The organism is Rhodocytophaga aerolata, assembly GCF_030503435.1.
Classification (GTDB): Bacteria; Bacteroidota; Bacteroidia; order Cytophagales; family 172606-1; genus Rhodocytophaga; species Rhodocytophaga aerolata.
Genome location: NZ_JAUKPO010000007.1, coordinates 288282 through 305565, shown reverse-complemented (window position 1 = coordinate 305565; position 17284 = coordinate 288282). Strand labels below are relative to the sequence as shown.

Sequence of the window (17284 nt, the reverse complement as noted above, 5' to 3'; positions counted from 1 at the left end):
ACTTAATCAACAGATTCACTTAGGATAAGTTGTGAAAATGAAGGTTACAAAGTATATTCACTTCAGATAAAAGGCAAAAAATTTACACGAATGGTTACGAAAGAAAAATTATACGAAGCGTTTGGTGAGCTCATTTATGCCGTTGCCAAAGCTGATGGAGTGGTGCAAGGAGAAGAAGTGGCAACTTTGGAACATATAGTAAGGAACCATAGCTGGGCCAAAGATATTGTATGGTCGTTTAAATATGAAGCTCAAAAAGACAACACGGTAGAATACGTATATGCTAAAGCTATGGATATTTTTAAAGAACATGGCCCAAGCCCTGAGTATGAACACCTTGTAAGTATCCTGAAAGCTATTGCTGAAGCCAGCCATCACAGCCCTGCTTCTGAAGCGAAAGAAAGAGGCATTATTAATCTTTTTCAACAGGATTTGATCCAGAAGTTCCAGAATGATTTGCAGATCAACTACCTGACTGTAGATAGATAAGTAACAGATAATACAACAAAAAAGGCCTGATATACATATCAGGCCTTTTTTGTTGCTATAAATTTGATTATTGAGCGCTAGTTGTGTCTGCAGACATAGAAGTAGTATCAGCTGGAGTAATTTCTTCAGGAGCTGTTTCTACAGTAGTTGTATCAGTAGACTCATCGTTAGTAGTGGTGGTTGAGCTATCGCAAGCCGTGAAACCTAAAGTAGTGAAGGCAAGTAGTGCTACGAATAAAATCTTTTTCATTTTCTTGTTTTCTTTAAAGTAATAGTTAAAATTTTGGTTTATACAATAAATCAAAACAGGTAACCCAACGGATTATTTATATTTTTTACAATAAAAAAAGCCGGTATAGAATACCGGCTTTTTTTGTTATATCAGAGTACAATATATTATTTTATTGTTTTGTTGTATCAGTTTCCATTGTTTGAGTTCTGGTGCTGGTGTCTGTTTCTACAACTGTTTCTTCAACTTCTACCTCTGTTCCAACAGTGTCTCTATCGATTACTCTTTCGTCAGACTCAGTGGTTGAACTTGTGGAGCTATCGCAGGCAGAAAAGCTAAGTGTTCCAAGAACAAACAAAGCTGCATACATTACTTTTTTCATAGTCATTGTCAAGTTTTAAGGTTAAAGGTTTAATAAATTTTGGCTTTATACCGAAAACTAACGAAGGTAACCCAAAAAAGATTTATTTTTTACAGGTTACAATTCCTACCTTAGTGTATTAATGCAAATTTAATGAATAAAGTATTGCCTGAATTTGATGAAGAGCTACTCTTGGCGCTTAAACGGGGAGATGACAAAGCATTAAATTTATTGTATAGAACGTACTTTCCCATGGTGCTGCATTTTATTGGCAACAACAGCGGAACCGAGCAGGAAGCCAAAGATATTTATCAGGAATCTATTATTGTGCTGTATGAAAATCTGCAAATTCCTGGGTTTGAGCTTACCTGCAAAGTAAAAACATACATTTATTCGGTAAGCCGCCGGTTGTGGTTGAAAAAGTTGGCTGAAAAAAGCAGGTACGTTGGTAAGATTGAAGACTTTGAGAGTTTTATTCCTTTCGTGAAAGAGGATGCAGAGATTGAAGACAAGGATATGCAATTTAAAGTTATGAAACAGGCATTGGAAAAGTTAGGCGAACCTTGCCGCACCATCCTGGAAGATTTTTTTATTCATAATTTTACTATGCAGCAGATTATGGAAAAAATGGGATATACAAATACGGACAATGCCAAAAATCAAAAATATAAATGCCTGATGCGGTTAAAAAAGCTTTTTTTCTCCAGTTATCATAGTGAATAATTTTGACAGGAAGCCTATATTATGGTAAACATGAGTAACATTGAACAGATTGAACAGTACTTAGCAGGTACATTAAGCAAGGAAGAGGCAGATTTGTTTGAAACAAAAATAAAACAAGATCCTCAGCTGGCGATAGAAGTAAGTAGCCATAAGCTACTGATGGAAAGTTTTACCTTGTATGGAAAACGAACAGGCTTAAAGCAAAAGCTTAACCAGTTTCACGAGGAAATGGAAACTGAAAGCTTTGCTAACAGGAGCAGGTTTGCTAAATACAGCATACAGGTTTTCTGGAAAAAACATTTACCCACTATGGTTGTTGCTGCTTCCGTAGCAGTTATTACAGTTATGGGTACCCTATTCACCGTTGATTATCTTCATTCTCTGGAAAACCGTCAGATCAGCTATTACAAAGAGTTGAAACGGGAGCTGAATTCTATTAAAAATACCCAGAAAAACATAGTTAGCGCCACATCCAGTAATACATCTGATTATAAGCCAGTTACTTATAGCGCTACCGGTTTTTTAATTTCCTCAAACGGATACATTGTCACCAACAGGCACGTAATAGCCGGGGCAGATTCAGTATATGTAGAATCTAAAGTAAATGAATTGTGCCGCTACAAGGCAAAAGAGGTATATATTGATAAATTCAGCGATCTGGCAGTGCTCAAAATTACTGATCCGGATTTTCCTATATCTATGAAAATACCTTATGGCTTTAAGACCAGAGAATCTGATCTGGGAGAACCAGTGTATACGTTGGCCTTTCCCCGGGAAGACATGGTGTATGGAGACGGTACCATCAGCTCTAAAACCGGATTTGAGGGAGATACGGCTGCTTATCAGATTTCTATACCTGTAAACCCAGGCAATAGTGGTGCCCCTCTTCTGGACGACCGAGGAAATTTGGTAGGTATTATCTCAGGTAAACATACGGATGCAGAAGGTGCGGCATTTGCCATTAAGGCTAAATATCTTTTAGAAGTAATTGATTCTATACCTAGAGATTCTTTGCCTGAGCCAATTATCTTGCCCGCCAAAAATTCTATTAAAGAGCTAAAGCGACCTGAACAAATAAAGTATCTGCAAAATCTGGTATTTAATGTAAAAGTCTATCAGCATAAATAAAATATATTGATAGCTTACAGAATAACATTTTAGCAAGAAGATATCTGTGCAATAAAGAAAGGCAGCCTTAAAAGCTGCTTTTCTTTATTATATACCTCCAAAAACCCCATAGCCGCCTTTCACGCAAGTAATTTTCATCATGGTCATGCATAAAAGCCTCTTTTTCGAAACATATATTATAATATGCCTGCTCATGTGGCTGCCCCTTTAGCCGGTTCCACAAATAATTCGCCAGGTACAGAACATAAAAGGGAACAATAAGTAATTCTATCTGCTGCCAAATATGAATGTATTCGTGCCGGATTAACCTGGCATCTGCCAGATCTTGCGGATGCTTAACGAGAATAAATGGAAATAAGGCCATACCCCGGGCAGGGATGAAGGAAGCATGCCTGACAATTGCTATCAATGTGTATTTATTTTATAAACCTATAAAACTTAGTGGTTTTGTTTTCGTAAGCAATGAACGTACAATAAAACACGTAAGATGTTGATTTTATGGATGAAACTTTTTCAAAATATTTCGTATCTGCATCAACATAAACCAACAACCTAAAATACGAATAAAATGAAACTATTTAAGAAAAATACAAGAACATCTTGGGTAAAATGGGTAGGCATGAGTATGCTAATGATTTCTACCGGTTTGTATTCCTGCGATAGTAGTCAGAACCAGCAGGGGCAGGATAGTAACTTAGGCGAGGAGCAAACTGATTTTACGGTGGATACTACTGGAAAAGCCGGCCGTGCAGGCACCGATGAAGCTGTGGGCCGTGCAGATACTGACACAAGCGGTACCGGACGGCAAATGTCTGCTGATACAGTTAATAAAAAGTAACCTATAATTATTTTAAATTATCAGCTATGAAACGCTCATTAGAAAAAATCAAGTCTGCTTTTATATACAATGCTGCTTTCTTGGCATTAATTGCCAGCTTAAGTATAACTTCTTGCGGAGGCCGGGACTATGACACCCAGAGTGATAAGAATTTTGATAATGAAGCAACACTTCCACAATCAAACAACGAAGATACTACGGCTCCTATAGGCGTTAGAGCAGACAGTACACCTGCTGCAAATCCAGACTTAGATAATAACCCTGTAATAGATAAAGGAATGTCTACGGATAGTGCCATGCGGGCCAGTAGCAAAACAAAACAATAAATACCCGCTTATATGAAAAAGCAAAATAGTAAGATAAACCGGAATGGATCTGCTTTGAAAATTAGTCTTGTGGCTTTGTTATGTAGTTGCTTAGCCGGTATACCTGCTTGCTCAGGGCAGGAAGCGAGTCGTGAAAACTTTAACAATAACAGCACTGGTGCGGATCAGGACAATACAGAAGTTCGTAAAAATGACACATTGATGATTGACAACACCGAAATTAAAGACAAGACCGATAGTTTATAACTTATGAAGTCTTACAGAACTAGCAAGCTATATCATAGAATATAAGTTACAAACGAACTTCATCTAATCTATAGTTACTTTCTTACGAAGAAAGGATTCAACAATTCATCAACAAACTTTATAAAGCTATGGAAATAAATCATCTTATGAATAAACTTAAACTAGGAACGGCAATAGCAGCTATTGTATTGGCAGGTTTCTTTTCTGCATGTGGCAGCCAGGAAAGCTCTGTAGACAATAGTTCGGATGTTGTAAATGGCTCGGATATGGATAATGCCGGCGATGATCCTGCTGATACACTTTCCATTGGCGGAAGCAGTAATGGGAAGCCCGGTGGTGCAGGCCAGATTTCTGACTCAGTAGCTACTCCCGGAGTTGAAATGGATTCTATTCAGAAAAACCAATCCGGAACCAATGCCTCAGGGTATGGCAACAATGCAAATGTAGAAGATAGTGATGGGCAGGATGCCAATAACGCTTCAGGGAAGAATTCAGGCGACGGACAATCGCAGCAGAGTACTAAGCAATAATTTTTACAAACTTTTATAGTAATAATAAGTACACCCTATACATGGCATCTATTAGCAGATGCCATGTATAGGGTGTCTCTTTTTGTACACTGTTTTACCTGACTACCTTTATCTTCTGAACTTTATAGTAGTTTCCTATTTGCAGATGAATAACATACCAGCCGGTAGTGAAATTATTCATGGATAAGTCAAGTTTTTGAGCACCTTTGGTAACACCGTAAGTAGCAGTATATTTTTCCTCACCCAAGAGTGTATATACACGTAACGTAGCTTCTCCTTCTACCGGACTGTATAAGGTTATATTTAAATTATCCTGACTTTGGACTGGATTCGGATAAACACTTAGCAGCATCTCACCGGCGCTGAACCGTACAGGCTCAATACCTGTATAGGCAGACTTACGGTCATAATCTACTTGTTTGATACGGTAATAGCTAAGCCCAAATAAAGGATTATTATCGTTAATGGTATAAGTAGAAACGCCGCTATAGGTACCTTTACCCGGTACTCTGGCTATCTCATAAAAGTCTTTGCCATTTTCAGAACGTTCAATAGAAAAATAATCATTGTCCTTTTCTCTGGCAGTCGCCCATTCCAGGTGCACTATATTATCTTGGGGCTGTAGCTTGAAGTACAGGTAATCTACAGGTGTAGGTGTAAAACAACCACTTCCCGGATCAAGCAACCCAGTTGGAATAAATACACTGTTACGTACAATGCCGTTACCTCCGGCTGTAGCCCCATTTGTGCTGCCATTACAGTTCAGCTCACTTGTACTGTTTAATGTAACTCCTGAAATGCCACCAGAAAGATCGGCAATAATCTCAGTAAGATCTATTTGGTCACTTAAGGCAATTACCCCACCGCTACCTCCACCACCTGGGCCAAAGCAACGATCATCCCCTAAGTTATCTACATCTGCGCCATTACCACCCTTTACCTGTACTTGTAAATCTTGTGCATTTACTTGATTGATATTTAAAATAACAGTGCCTCCTGCACCACCCCCACCTACTCCATCTCCAAGTCCATTTATCGCATTATTTCCATTTGCACTTATAACTCTATTATTGCCAATCAATTCGTTTGCTGATATGTAAACAATACCGCCGCCGTTCGCTCCTGGAGTACCAGCATTCTCGTTGTTACTATGTCCACCTCCACCTCCGCCACCCATGAAAATAAGTTCTGTAGTTTGTAAAGCTCTACCACCTAAGCCGGGATTGTATCCTCTACACTGGTTGCTACCAAACAAATTTAATGGAGGCTCTCTGTTTTCTCCACCGTTTCCTCCTAAAGCGGCATGCGCTCCACCGCCACCACCGGAGTTATGGTCATTACCACCCCCACCTCCATTCGCTTGTGAGCCTCTACCTAATTCCTTTCCGGTTATTGTTTCGGCAATGCCTTCACCTTTAAAAGCACTTTCCCAGCTATCACTTCCATAATAGTAGTCCGGACTAGGAAAGAATGGATTACAATTATTTCCATTACCTCTTCGTAAGGTTATTCCCCCACCTCTAAATCCCTTGCCATTAACATTAATATTTGCTCTTACATCTACTGTGCCACCAATAGCTTCAAAAGCCAGAACACCGCCTGTAGTACCATTCCATGGGGCAGCAGTAAGTTCACCTAGCACAATTACAGTCCCAGTGCCGTACTGAGGAATGCTTACCATTTGTACTTTCCCGTTCGCATCATAAGTTTTAATTAAATCTTTTGTAAAAGAGATGGTGTTCCCTTGTATTTCAGCGATCACAGCTTTTTCAAAATTCCCGGCATTATTGTAGCTTGAAATACTGCCATACGCAGAACTATTGCTCTCATTAATAGTTGCACCCTGCATTTGTATAAGCATGACAACATTACCAGGTTGGAAACCAGCTGTACTTGCTACACTCAATTTGTTAGCACACACATCAAATCCAGTTACGGCGGCATACGAATTAATTTCACCTCTGATAGCAATCTGAGCATGTGTGGGCACATAAAATAAAATAGAAAAAATTGCCAGTAGTGGACCTACACCACCGGGCACCATTCTCAAAGGTTTCATTATAGCATTCATAGCTTAGGTTATCTCTTTGCTGGTTAATACAACTTAGATGTAAGATGTATGCATGAAATTTACAAAATTTTAACAGAGAAGCAAATCTGCTTTATGCCATTGCCAGCTAACATATTGTATTTCAGAGGGTATTCAGTTAAGGAATATAAAAATCAAATACAATATCATTCATGCATTTGAAGTGTTTTAACGGGCATTTGGGGTAGCCTAACTTAGAGCAGGGTCGGCAACTAAGCTTATTATTTTCGAATACAACAAAAGGAGTCTGATAAGGGTACATGCCAAAACTAGGTATGGTATTTCCCCAAATGCTATACACTTTTTTCTTAAAAGCCGCAGCAATATGCATCATACCAGTATCATGCGTAAAAACTACTTGCGCCTGCTGAATAAGGGAAGCCGACTGATTGAGGTTATATTTACCACAGGCATTATAGATAACTGTTTTTTTATTCAAATCACGTAATGCATTTTCGTAAGAGGCGTTCCGTTCGTGTTTTTCAAAGAACTTAGCTATGGTTTCCCCATTTTCTGCATCCTCTTTGCCTCCCAGCAATACGATGGGTTTATTAATTTTATCACATAATTCGATCATGCGGGAAACGGGCAATTTTTTGGTAGCATGTTGTCCGCCTATAGCATAGGCGATAAATCCCCGGCGATGAGTCTGGGGGAGCCATTCGGGTTCTACTACATCTTTGTCAGGAATAAAATATTCCAGGCCAAACTGGTCTTTTTTTACGCCTAATGTTTTTACTGTATCCAGATACCGGTCTACTATATGGATGTTGGGAAGTTTATTGATCTTTAGATTTACGAGTAACCACTTTTCATAATTGAGTTTATCGAAACTGTAGGCCTTTACCCCTAATCGTAATTTAATAATTCTGGTGCGGATGTTATGATGCAGATCAATAATATACTCATACTTCTCTTGCTGCAACTGATGAATTAAATCAGCCAGGCGGGTTTCCAGATAGAAGCACTTATCTATATATGGGTTATGTTCTACTAATTGCTTGTACTGAATTTTGGTGCAGTAGTGTACTTCGGCATCTTCTACTTGTAACTTTACGGCCCGGATTACAGGTGTGGTTAGTACAATATCTCCTATGGATGAGAAGCGGATAATCAGGATTTTTTTCTTTGGCATGAATTGAGCTTAACCGTATTGGTTGTAAAGAAATTTACTAGTCCATTTATTCACAAACATATGAATAGCTCTTACGGTTTACAATAAATTAAAAAAGAAGGATAATTTTATAAAGGCGCACTTTCTGTGGTTAGTAGTTAATTATAAATGTGAATCATTCTGCCCCTTTACACGCCAACGACGGCTGGCTTTGTCAAAATAATTTTTGCTATCCGGAAATTCTACCCAATCATCTTGAGTTTTATTGGGTAGGTATTGATCTACGTTGCCTTTTTCTACCATCGCTGCAAAAAGCATTTCTCCTTTTTTTTCGAGTTCGTCTTCTTTTAGTTTCCAAGTTCTAAAAACTTCTTCGTATTCAATCAGCATGCCTTTGTCGTATTTTAACCTGCCTCCTATAGCCACCTTTTTAGCATACAGACTTGGGGCCGGACGGTTAATTAGAAAATAATGTACGCTATCTGAAGAAATATAATAATGTTGTATTTCATACTTTTGCATTTCCTCCTGATAATATAGATCATGTTTGCTATCAAACTTTTGCTCATGCGAGGTATGTTTAGGAAGTTTAGCAACATATCGGCTTATATTCATCAAAAATTGGTGTTGTTTTTCTGGAGAGAAGTATGTTTCCGGGCTGTATGTCTCTTTTTTAGCACAACTCCATACAAAAATCGAGAGCATACAGAATAGTAAAATAGGTAATTTCTTTTTTATCATTGAATATATACTAAACAAAAGACTTACCCCATTAACTGAGGTAAGCCTTTAAAATAAGCAATAAAATTATCTATTGTGCATATTGTGCATTCACTGGATTGAAATCAGACCATCCATCAGTCCAATCTGTGGTACCAATTGCACCACGATAGGCTACTTTATCGAAGAAAGCACCAGATATTTTCGGATTAGTAAAATCTGCACTTTTAACAGAAGTCATGGTGAATCCGGGATTAGCAGGATATTCTCCTAGAGCAAACGAACTAAAAAACCACTGTTCATTTATATTATTTGCTGCATAATCTGGCTTGGTTGCTGCTGCGTTATTATCTGCTGGAGGAGTATTCAAAACTAGTTCGTTACCGGATGCGGCCCAAGCAGCCTCTATGCCTGCAGTACCAATAGCAGCCTGGTCAGTAGCAAATGGTGTAGCAGCTGCAGAACGGCTACCTATAGCAATGAGGGTGTTGTTTGCTAATATACCACTGCCTGCTGTATAGTTAGTGATTGTATTCGCACCATCCATCCGGAGACCTGTTGGGAAACCTGAGATAACAGAATTAAATATAGAAATTGCAGCATTGCGACGAATATGCAAGGCATTTTGGTAGTTTGCATTAAGGCTAGAGCCTGTATTAACTCTTGGCCCCAGAATAGTCATGTTTGAAAACACAGCCGAGGTAAGAGGTATGGCAGCCGATCCAGTAGCATCATTATCTACTTCAAATCCATTAGAACCTGACTGGTCGGCATACGATGGATTTCGAACTGCCAAACCAAACTGCACATTTCCAGAATATCCGAAATCTACATCAAAGTCATCATCCCATGTTGAGTATGAAATAAGATTTTTGCAATTTACTGTACCGCCGAACCACTCAAAGCCATCATCCCCACCATAGGATACTTGTACATTTTCTATAACTGTACCATTGCCAACAGCGCCCAGCGTTAAGCTGTTTGTTTCATTGTTAGGCGTTAACTCAATGCCTGCAAATTCAATACGCACATACCGTAATACACCTGAGTTGTCTCCATCGTTGGTTGTGCTACCTTGTGTACCGTATCTTGCTTCAGGAGAAATGCCTTCAATAGCCGGACGGTTCTGGTTTACATTCGCCTTTCCTAATATAATTACACCGCCCCAGTCGCCTCTATCTCTTTCGCCTTCTGCCTGATTGGAGGTAAAAACTATAGGATTGTCTGCTGTACCTTCTGCTACTATCCTTCCTCCTTCATTTATAATTAAAGTACCTTTTGAACGTCTCTCTCCATAAATAACAGTACCCGCTGGTACCGTCAGTACTTGACCATCTTGAACAAAGGTTTGCCCTTGAATCAAATATTGCTTCGTAGCATCTAATGTTTGGGTAGTGAGATTGCCTGAAAGTAGTACCAGTTCTGTTTCGCCAGCATCTATTGGATCTGGATCATCGTCTTTACAAGCAAAAGTAGAAACCAGTAGTCCCATTAAAGCAAATCTTAGGATTTTTTTCATAATTGTTTAGGTTACTTAATGTACGTATGTTGCAAAATTATATTTCTAGTATTAAACTAATGTTAAGTGAACTTTATATAATCAATGTATTATAATTTGATAGCTACTCCTGCTGTGTAATAAGCTCCGCGCTGGTAACCGGTAATTAATTGGTCTACTCCGCCTATTTCGCGGTTTCTGTTAGAATCCTGGAAGAAACGGTAGCGAGCATTCAATATATTTTGTGCGCCTACTTTCAAAGTCACTTTCTCGCCGATGGTTTTACTTATAGTAGCATCCAGCATATTGCGTGGCATTTCATAAACGGTAGGAAATATATCGCTACCTACTCTGGAGATGCGTTTTCCAAAAACATTGTAAAATACATTGAAGGCAAAGCCACGATCTCTGTCGTCATAGAATGCAGCTAAATTGGCTATGTAAGGTGATTGCCCTTGTAAGGCCCGGATACGGTCTTGAATAAGCGTGGGATCACTTCCTAAATCTACGCGGCTGTAGATGTACGATCCGTTAAATACCAGAGATAAATTTTTGAGAAAACTTTCGCCTGCTATATCAGAAAGTGACTTTCTAACTTCTAATTCTACACCTACATTATTAGCTAATACGGCATTCCTATAAGAGAATTGCTGGGTACCATCTGAAGCTTGCGTTACATAATTTTCTATTGGTTTGTCGAAGTTTTTATAAAATCCTGCGATGGATATAGTTTCGCCAGGACGAGGGTAAAATTCGTATCGTAAGTCTATATTGTGGATTCGTGCAGTTTCAAGATCAGGGCTTCCTACTACGTTTGCTTCATTTACAAAATCATAATATAAAAATGGAGCCAATTCTCTGAACTCAGGCCGGTTAACTGTACGGCTATATGCTAGCCGCATAAGAGATCTTTCAGACAAATCGAAGCTTAGGTTAGCAAATGGCATAGGAACAAATATAGGATTGTCTACATTTAGACGTCTATTTGCATTGTCGCGGCTTTCCAATTGCTGGCGATTGTGCTCTACCCTAGCTCCCGTAGATAAATAGAACCGACCGAATGGAATAGATATGCTTGCGTAGCCGGCAGTAAGCAAGTTTGTTCCTTTATAGCTATCAGATAAGTTGGTCCCTTCGGTAGCCTCAACATCTCCACGGCCAATATTTTCAGGTGCAAAAAACTGGTCAATTGGCAACAAAGTTAGTTCTTGGCGAGGGTTTCTGATGTTATAAGAAAAATATCTGGCTGCGAAACTACGGTCGCGGTAATCTACATAGTATCCTAGTTTGTAAACTAGAGGATTTTTTGCATCGGTCTTACCCAGTTTACGCTCAAAATCCACTCCATTAGAAATACTGTACTCATCCAGATTTGAATAGAACCTAGAATTATCTACTAAACTACTCTGAGAGGGCGTAATTATTTCATATCCATTATCGGTTCCAGCAGTGCGGAAAGTACGGAAGCGGCGGAAGTCAGGCTCATTTCTTAGTAAGTAATTAGTACCTACCAGCCAGCTCAATGTACTACGATCGCCTCCAAATTTGTGCGTGCCTAATAATTGTCCGCTATAGATTCGTCTTTCTGTGTAGCGGTAGCCATAATTTTGTAATTCATCAGAAGATCTTTGCACTAAATTCTGGCCATTTCTTAATACAGTCTCATGGTCGCCGATTTGATTATATAAATTTTTAAATTCTATAGTTGTGTTAGGATTCAATACAAAACGCCAGTTATGAATAATACCTACCCGGTTACTTCGCTCATAAAAATCATCATTATATTGAAATATAGGGGAGCCTACAGTACCTGTTTGGGAATTGTACTGCAAATACAGATTACGGTCAATATTCATGTACTGCGAGCCGTAAGAGTAATTAATAGAAGTGAGGTTACTTACATCTACTTTTCCTATGAAAAATTTACGCCCGAAGCCTACGCCAAAACTAAAATCAGGTGCAGCTGTAGAACGAATAGGTGAAAAATTATTAGGTAGACTTCTTACAACGTCAAAAGCATTCTCCCCACTTACATCATTTAGGTTAGCAGGAAAATCAGAGGGCAACTTGCGGAAACCATTATCAAAACCTAAAAAGTCTGTAGAGCTAGTTTTGCTCTGTTGAAAGTCGTTGAGGGTAGTTCCTACTCTAAAGCCACCACTCAGCGATATGTTCGTAAAATTTTCGTTAACACTAGATTGTGTAAATAATTTAATTACTCCACCTGCAAAGTCACCAGGTAGGTCTGCCGTACCCGATTTATAAACCAGCATTCGTTCAATCATGTTGCTAGGAATTAGATCAAATGAAAAAGAACGAACATCTATTTCTGTGCTAGGAGCAATAGCATTGTTAATCATTACCTGATTGTAACGCTCACTAACCCCACGGATAGAAATAAAGCGGTTATCCTGAATGGTAATACCTGGAACGCGCATCATTACTTGTGCTGCATCCCGGTCCATTGAGCGTGTAATTTGTTCGGAAGATACACCGCTTACTACTTGAGTAGCATTCTTTATTTCGTTTATTACGGCAATGTCTGTATGAGCCTCGCGTGCACCGACTACAACAATGTCTTGTAGCATCGCTACATCTTCTTCCAAATTGGTGTTAATTGTAGTAGTTTTATTTTCTTCAATTCGTACCCCTTCTACCTTCTTCGTGCGATAGGATATATAAGAAATTACAAGATTGACTGTGCCGGTGGGCACTTTGGGAATTACATAATTTCCGTTAACATCTGTAGAGGCACCTGTGGTGGTTCCTTCTAATATAACATTAGCCCCAATAATTCCTTCGTTTGTTGCGGCATCCCGAATTGTACCTTTGATGCTTCCACTCTGAGCAAACAAAGAAATTGTGCAAAGAAATGAAAGTATAAAAAAAATAGTTATACGTTTTAACATATGTAAGATTTTGCCGCAAAATTAGTCTTACACTGTTAGCCTAATATTAATCGAAAATTATATTAGTATTATTAGCTGTTAAGCTCTGTTAACAATTCCTTAATCTGATTTGACTTTCATCAACAGGTGCATAAAACTAAAAAAGTATTAAAAACTACTTCTGGAAATGGATAACTCATCTGTTTTCAAACAATTTGCTATTTACCAAAGCTATGCACTAGATGTTATTTAAAAAATATGGCTCTTGTTATACTAAAACCATTGTTTGAAAGGATGGGCGAGCTTTACTAGTTTTTTCAAAGGCTGCAAATTGCTTCTGTCACTTATATTAACAATTTTTTAACAAATACATCTAATTTTTCTAATTGAACTTTATTTAGAAACTGTTTATCATCTGCTAATGGCCACTTTTTTAAGAATGACATCTATTATCTGCGAAGCTACAATGCCATCGGCCTCTGCCTCATAGTTAAGGATTAATCTATGGCTTAATACATCGTGTGCTACTTCTTTAATATCTTCTGGTAACACATAATCCCGTTCATTAAAAAAGGCAATAGCTTTCGCAGCAAGATTCAAACTGATGCTTGCTCTGGGAGATACTCCAAACTGGATGTAGGCGGCTTCTTCCCGTAATCCATACTCCAATGGCCGCCGGGTAGCAAATACCAGTTCTATAATATATTTTTCTAGTGTTTCAGATATACTTACCCGGTTTATTTCTTCTTTTATAGAAAAAATATCAGCCTTATCTAGCACCGTGCTTACCTCACCAGTAAAACTCATATTCGACATCCGGCGCATTACCTCAAGTTCATCTGCTTTATCCAGATAATTTATATGTACTTTCATCATGAACCGGTCTACCTGGGCCTCGGGCAAAGGATAGGTTCCTTCTTGTTCTACAGGATTTTGTGTTGCTAGTACCAGAAAAGGTTTATCCAGATAAAAAGTTGTTTCGCCAATAGTTACTTGCTTCTCCTGCATAGCTTCCAGCAAAGCGGACTGCACCTTGGCAGGGGACCGGTTTATTTCATCGGCAAGTATCAGATTGGCAAAAATAGGCCCTTTTTTAACTTCAAAATTACCCAGCTTCTGATTGTAAATCATCGTACCCACTAAGTCGGCAGGCAATAAATCAGGAGTAAATTGTATGCGTTGAAAATCTAGGTGCAACACTTTGGCTAATGTATTTACCGTTAATGTTTTAGCTAAGCCAGGTACACCTTCTAGCAATATGTGTCCATTGGTGAATAACCCGATTAGTAGCCGGTTTATCATATAACTTTGCCCTACCACTACTTTACCTACTTCCGAAAACACCTGCTTCACCTTATGCTGATGCAGCTTTACCCGCTCTAACTCAGTAATTTCAGCCATAAATTTAAATTAGCTATACTCCAAAGTCCGACTTTATCCTTTTTTATCAACTTATAAAAGTCGGCCTGAAACAGTTACCACTTTTTAAATACAAAAAACACTGCTAGTATTATCAGTAGAAAACCTACCAAATGGTTCCATGCCATTTTTTCAGTTTTAAACACAAATATGGTAATAAAAGCAAATACTGTAAGAGAAACTGCTTCTTGAATGGTCTTTAATTCAAACAGGCTAAACGGGCCACCATTGTCTCTGTACCCAATTTTATTAGCCGGTACTTGAAAAATATACTCAAAAAAGGCTAATCCCCAGCTAATAAGAATGACTGAAATCAATCCCAAACTTTTTAACGCAGTGATATTTTTAAATTGCAAATGTCCATACCAGGCTAACGTCATAAATATATTTGATAGAATTAGTAACAGGATGGAATAGGTTCCTTTCATAAAGTTATATACTAGTTTTGCTAACGTTTAATCTTCAAAAATACAGAGTTTATTAGAAATGCCTGTTATAGATTTGGTTTTGAGTTTCACATGACAGTAATAATTTCATGTAGTAGTGAAAAATTGCAGTAAAGCTTTCAGATTAATTATAAAAACACCATCTTGGAGTAAAGTAAATTTATTGTAATATTGCAGCAATATATTTAATTATTTTAAGCCCTTCTTTTTCGCACTGAATTTTAAAAATAGTTTTTATACCTACATAATATATTGCCAATTACCACATTATAGTAATTAGTAATATCAACTAATTAACAACGGAGTTAATAAATAGAAATTCGACCACTTGAAATCCAAAAAGGTGCTACATTTGCGCCAAATTTTATTTTGCTTTTTTTATGAGCACATCCATCAAATTAGATCCAACAGACAGAAAAATTCTGGAGATTTTGCAAAGTAACGCAAAAATTACCAACGCATTACTCTCCAAAGAAATTGGGCTTTCGCCAGCACCTACGCTGGAAAGAGTAAAGAAATTAGAAAATGCGGGCTTAATTAGAAGTTACCATGCCCAGCTAGATACCGAAAAGGTTGGCCTGGGCGTAACCACCTTCGTACAGGTATCCCTTATTGGTCATAAAAAGTCCTATATCGATGCTTTTGTAGAAAAAATTAAAGGTATTGAAGAAATTATAGAATGCCATCACATAACCGGTAGCGGTGATTTCCTTCTGAAGATCATCTCGAAAGATATTGCTTCTTATCAGAAGCTAATGCTGGAGCGGGTAAGTGATATTGAAGAAATAGACAGCATGCAGTCTATGGTAATTCTTTCTACGTTCAAAAATAGCAAAGTACTTCCTATCCCGGCATAAAGTATTTAAAAGCAGGGGCTACACACCAGCCTCTGCTTTTCTGCGCTGCTTTCTATTCTTATTAGACATATAGTCTTTCGCCTCTTTGTAAGCATCCGATTTTTTCTCTGCCCGGTCTAGAATTACATTATAATACTTTTCAGCCTCTGTATAATTTCGCTCTTTGTTATAAATACGCCCTAAAGCCGTCAACGAAGCCAGATAATAGCCACTTTCGTAGGCATTTGTCTGTTCTGAATAGACTACGGCTTTTTTATAGAAAGATTTTGCCTGCTCCATATCATTATTATAAAAATGGATATAGGCTAAAAAATAACTGGCATATCTTCCACTGGTAGCTTCATAGCCAGGCATGTTTCTCGATAATTTATCTAATATACTGGCTGAAGCCTCTTCCGCTTCATCTATTCTACCCTGGGCATAGGCCATACGGGCGAAGTAACGATGAAAATACGCATTATCCGGAAAGGTTTCGTACAAATATTTAGCTAGCTGGTACGCTTTGGCAGGCTGATTCTCATCTGTATAAATACGCATCAAAAAATATTGAGCTTCAGTACGCGTATAGAACGCATTGTTAGAGACTTCTCTCAACTGTTGTAACCCTAATTCTTTATTGCCCTTAGGAAATAACCATAAGATCGACTTAAGAGCCGGGTAATTGTCGGGAATCCATTCCCGGTAGTAGTTGTAAAGGGCATCGCCAAATAAAAATTCAGGACTTAATTCTTCAAAACCTTTACTTTTATCCAAATATTTTAATGAGTTTTTCCCGGCAAAGGCTGCTTTTCGCCATTCACGCCTTTCGGAGAATAACCTTGCTTTAAATCCGTGGGCGGCCGCCAGAAAAAAAGCAGCTTCAATATTATTCTCATCCCGGTCATACATTTTTTCTGATAAAGAAATGGATGTATCCATATAGGCGAGCAATGCATTATCATAGGTTTGTACATCAATATTAGGTACAATTTTCCACCACTGACTCAGGCCGAGTAAAAAGTAAGGTAAAGGATGATCGGGATGTTGCCTTTTAATCCAGTTGAATTTTACTTCTGCTTCCGCAAAACGGAAATTGTACATATCATTCACTGCCTGAGTAGCCTCAATCTGCATATTCACGTCCATAAGAAGCATTTTAGGTTTCTCTTGACCATGCATATGCACAGTACTCAGCAAGAAGATCAGCAATAATTTATATTTCATACAAACTCTAATTACTGAAGAAAACCCTGTTTTACAAGCAGTAGTTCATTCAGCTAAAACCTAAACATGGGTAAAAAACGTGTAAGGTTATGCAATAAATGATTATGAAAATGGTTACTATGGTATTGTTGCAACGGCTGTAAAAATACATTTTGTATATAATGCAATAAATATATATCT

Annotated in this window: 19 protein-coding genes; 8 read left to right on the top strand and 11 right to left on the bottom strand. The window is 38.2% G+C overall.

The window, feature by feature from the left end:
- Nucleotides 1-90: 90 nt before the first annotated feature.
- Nucleotides 91-489: a TerB family tellurite resistance protein gene (locus tag Q0590_RS15080; RefSeq protein ID WP_302038393.1), complete on the top strand. Its 399-nt coding sequence runs from the start codon at nucleotides 91-93 to the stop codon at nucleotides 487-489.
- 67 nt (nucleotides 490-556) lie between these two features.
- Here the strand turns inward: Q0590_RS15080 and Q0590_RS15075 are convergent, their stop codons facing one another.
- Together Q0590_RS15075 and Q0590_RS15070 are read right to left on the bottom strand one after the other, a co-directional pair.
- Entirely contained in the window at nucleotides 557-739 is a 183-nt protein-coding gene (locus Q0590_RS15075; RefSeq protein WP_302038392.1) for a hypothetical protein, read from the bottom strand.
- A gap of 151 nt (nucleotides 740-890) precedes the next feature.
- Nucleotides 891-1100, bottom strand: a complete 210-nt coding sequence (locus Q0590_RS15070; protein WP_302038391.1) for a hypothetical protein — start codon at nucleotides 1098-1100, stop codon at nucleotides 891-893.
- 132 nt (nucleotides 1101-1232) lie between these two features.
- Here Q0590_RS15070 and Q0590_RS15065 point away from each other — a divergent pair, with 132 nt between their 5' ends.
- Together Q0590_RS15065 and Q0590_RS15060 are read left to right on the top strand one after the other, a co-directional pair.
- Complete coding sequence (locus Q0590_RS15065) at nucleotides 1233-1802, top strand: RNA polymerase sigma factor (RefSeq protein ID WP_302038390.1); 570 nt, start codon at nucleotides 1233-1235, stop codon at nucleotides 1800-1802.
- A gap of 30 nt (nucleotides 1803-1832) precedes the next feature.
- Nucleotides 1833-2930 carry a S1C family serine protease gene (locus Q0590_RS15060; protein WP_302038389.1) on the top strand — a complete coding sequence of 366 codons (1098 nt, stop codon included), beginning with the start codon at nucleotides 1833-1835 and terminating at the stop codon, nucleotides 2928-2930.
- A gap of 67 nt (nucleotides 2931-2997) precedes the next feature.
- Here Q0590_RS15060 and Q0590_RS15055 read toward each other — a convergent pair whose 3' ends face one another.
- Entirely contained in the window at nucleotides 2998-3339 is a 342-nt protein-coding gene (locus Q0590_RS15055; RefSeq protein WP_302038388.1) for a hypothetical protein, read from the bottom strand.
- A gap of 159 nt (nucleotides 3340-3498) precedes the next feature.
- Between Q0590_RS15055 and Q0590_RS15050 the strand changes: the two genes are divergently transcribed.
- The 4 genes from Q0590_RS15050 to Q0590_RS15035 all read left to right on the top strand — a co-directional run bounded on the left by Q0590_RS15050 (nucleotide 3499) and on the right by Q0590_RS15035 (nucleotide 4870).
- Nucleotides 3499-3768, top strand: coding sequence for a hypothetical protein (locus Q0590_RS15050; protein ID WP_302038387.1), 270 nt, complete (start codon nucleotides 3499-3501; stop codon nucleotides 3766-3768).
- Nucleotides 3769-3794: 26 nt separating this feature from the next.
- Entirely contained in the window at nucleotides 3795-4094 is a 300-nt protein-coding gene (locus Q0590_RS15045) for a hypothetical protein (RefSeq protein ID WP_302038386.1), read from the top strand.
- Between the two features lie 12 nt (nucleotides 4095-4106).
- The gene (locus Q0590_RS15040) at nucleotides 4107-4340 is read left to right on the top strand and encodes a hypothetical protein (RefSeq protein WP_302038385.1); all 234 of its coding nucleotides are present in this window, start codon (nucleotides 4107-4109) and stop codon (nucleotides 4338-4340) included.
- Between the two features lie 128 nt (nucleotides 4341-4468).
- Complete coding sequence (locus Q0590_RS15035) at nucleotides 4469-4870, top strand: hypothetical protein (protein ID WP_302038384.1); 402 nt, start codon at nucleotides 4469-4471, stop codon at nucleotides 4868-4870.
- Nucleotides 4871-4964: 94 nt separating this feature from the next.
- Here Q0590_RS15035 and Q0590_RS15030 read toward each other — a convergent pair whose 3' ends face one another.
- From Q0590_RS15030 to Q0590_RS15000, 7 genes are all read right to left on the bottom strand, one after another.
- On the bottom strand, nucleotides 4965-6941 hold the full coding sequence (locus Q0590_RS15030) for a T9SS type A sorting domain-containing protein (protein ID WP_302038383.1): 1977 nt from the start codon (nucleotides 6939-6941) through the stop codon (nucleotides 4965-4967).
- 136 nt (nucleotides 6942-7077) lie between these two features.
- Nucleotides 7078-8094, bottom strand: coding sequence for a glycosyltransferase family 9 protein (locus Q0590_RS15025; protein WP_302038382.1), 1017 nt, complete (start codon nucleotides 8092-8094; stop codon nucleotides 7078-7080).
- A gap of 141 nt (nucleotides 8095-8235) precedes the next feature.
- Nucleotides 8236-8814, bottom strand: coding sequence for a hypothetical protein (locus Q0590_RS15020; protein WP_302038381.1), 579 nt, complete (start codon nucleotides 8812-8814; stop codon nucleotides 8236-8238).
- 70 nt (nucleotides 8815-8884) lie between these two features.
- Entirely contained in the window at nucleotides 8885-10312 is a 1428-nt protein-coding gene (locus Q0590_RS15015; RefSeq protein WP_302038380.1) for a beta-helix domain-containing protein, read from the bottom strand.
- 89 nt (nucleotides 10313-10401) lie between these two features.
- Nucleotides 10402-13200, bottom strand: coding sequence for a TonB-dependent receptor (locus Q0590_RS15010; protein ID WP_302038379.1), 2799 nt, complete (start codon nucleotides 13198-13200; stop codon nucleotides 10402-10404).
- A gap of 390 nt (nucleotides 13201-13590) precedes the next feature.
- A complete protein-coding gene (locus Q0590_RS15005; RefSeq protein ID WP_302038378.1) occupies nucleotides 13591-14580 on the bottom strand; it encodes an AAA family ATPase in 990 nt (329 codons plus the stop codon).
- A 74-nt stretch (nucleotides 14581-14654) separates the two neighbouring features.
- Nucleotides 14655-15026: a DMT family protein gene (locus tag Q0590_RS15000; protein WP_302038377.1), complete on the bottom strand. Its 372-nt coding sequence runs from the start codon at nucleotides 15024-15026 to the stop codon at nucleotides 14655-14657.
- Nucleotides 15027-15424: 398 nt separating this feature from the next.
- Here Q0590_RS15000 and Q0590_RS14995 point away from each other — a divergent pair, with 398 nt between their 5' ends.
- The gene (locus tag Q0590_RS14995) at nucleotides 15425-15901 is read left to right on the top strand and encodes an Lrp/AsnC family transcriptional regulator (RefSeq protein WP_302038376.1); all 477 of its coding nucleotides are present in this window, start codon (nucleotides 15425-15427) and stop codon (nucleotides 15899-15901) included.
- 18 nt (nucleotides 15902-15919) lie between these two features.
- On the opposite strand, the gene Q0590_RS14990 is transcribed toward Q0590_RS14995, so the two are convergent.
- A complete protein-coding gene (locus Q0590_RS14990; protein ID WP_302038375.1) occupies nucleotides 15920-17104 on the bottom strand; it encodes a tetratricopeptide repeat protein in 1185 nt (394 codons plus the stop codon).
- Nucleotides 17105-17284: the final 180 nt, after the last annotated feature.

What these genes read in the sequence shown, in the direction of transcription:
- Q0590_RS15080 (WP_302038393.1), top strand. Translation starts at nt 91, where the DNA reads ATGGTTACGAAAGAAAAATTATACGAAGCGTTTGGTGAGCTCATTTAT.
- Q0590_RS15020 (WP_302038381.1), bottom strand. Translation starts at nt 8,814, where the DNA reads ATGATAAAAAAGAAATTACCTATTTTACTATTCTGTATGCTCTCGATT.
- Q0590_RS14990 (WP_302038375.1), bottom strand. Translation starts at nt 17,104, where the DNA reads ATGAAATATAAATTATTGCTGATCTTCTTGCTGAGTACTGTGCATATG.
- Q0590_RS15035 (WP_302038384.1), top strand. Translation starts at nt 4,469, where the DNA reads ATGGAAATAAATCATCTTATGAATAAACTTAAACTAGGAACGGCAATA.
- Q0590_RS15015 (WP_302038380.1), bottom strand. Translation starts at nt 10,312, where the DNA reads ATGAAAAAAATCCTAAGATTTGCTTTAATGGGACTACTGGTTTCTACT.
- Q0590_RS15000 (WP_302038377.1), bottom strand. Translation starts at nt 15,026, where the DNA reads ATGAAAGGAACCTATTCCATCCTGTTACTAATTCTATCAAATATATTT.
- Q0590_RS15065 (WP_302038390.1), top strand. Translation starts at nt 1,233, where the DNA reads ATGAATAAAGTATTGCCTGAATTTGATGAAGAGCTACTCTTGGCGCTT.
- Q0590_RS14995 (WP_302038376.1), top strand. Translation starts at nt 15,425, where the DNA reads ATGAGCACATCCATCAAATTAGATCCAACAGACAGAAAAATTCTGGAG.
- Q0590_RS15025 (WP_302038382.1), bottom strand. Translation starts at nt 8,094, where the DNA reads ATGCCAAAGAAAAAAATCCTGATTATCCGCTTCTCATCCATAGGAGAT.
- Q0590_RS15075 (WP_302038392.1), bottom strand. Translation starts at nt 739, where the DNA reads ATGAAAAAGATTTTATTCGTAGCACTACTTGCCTTCACTACTTTAGGT.
- Q0590_RS15010 (WP_302038379.1), bottom strand. Translation starts at nt 13,200, where the DNA reads ATGTTAAAACGTATAACTATTTTTTTTATACTTTCATTTCTTTGCACA.
- Q0590_RS15005 (WP_302038378.1), bottom strand. Translation starts at nt 14,580, where the DNA reads ATGGCTGAAATTACTGAGTTAGAGCGGGTAAAGCTGCATCAGCATAAG.
- Q0590_RS15030 (WP_302038383.1), bottom strand. Translation starts at nt 6,941, where the DNA reads ATGAATGCTATAATGAAACCTTTGAGAATGGTGCCCGGTGGTGTAGGT.
- Q0590_RS15040 (WP_302038385.1), top strand. Translation starts at nt 4,107, where the DNA reads ATGAAAAAGCAAAATAGTAAGATAAACCGGAATGGATCTGCTTTGAAA.
- Q0590_RS15060 (WP_302038389.1), top strand. Translation starts at nt 1,833, where the DNA reads ATGAGTAACATTGAACAGATTGAACAGTACTTAGCAGGTACATTAAGC.
- Q0590_RS15045 (WP_302038386.1), top strand. Translation starts at nt 3,795, where the DNA reads ATGAAACGCTCATTAGAAAAAATCAAGTCTGCTTTTATATACAATGCT.
- Q0590_RS15070 (WP_302038391.1), bottom strand. Translation starts at nt 1,100, where the DNA reads ATGAAAAAAGTAATGTATGCAGCTTTGTTTGTTCTTGGAACACTTAGC.
- Q0590_RS15050 (WP_302038387.1), top strand. Translation starts at nt 3,499, where the DNA reads ATGAAACTATTTAAGAAAAATACAAGAACATCTTGGGTAAAATGGGTA.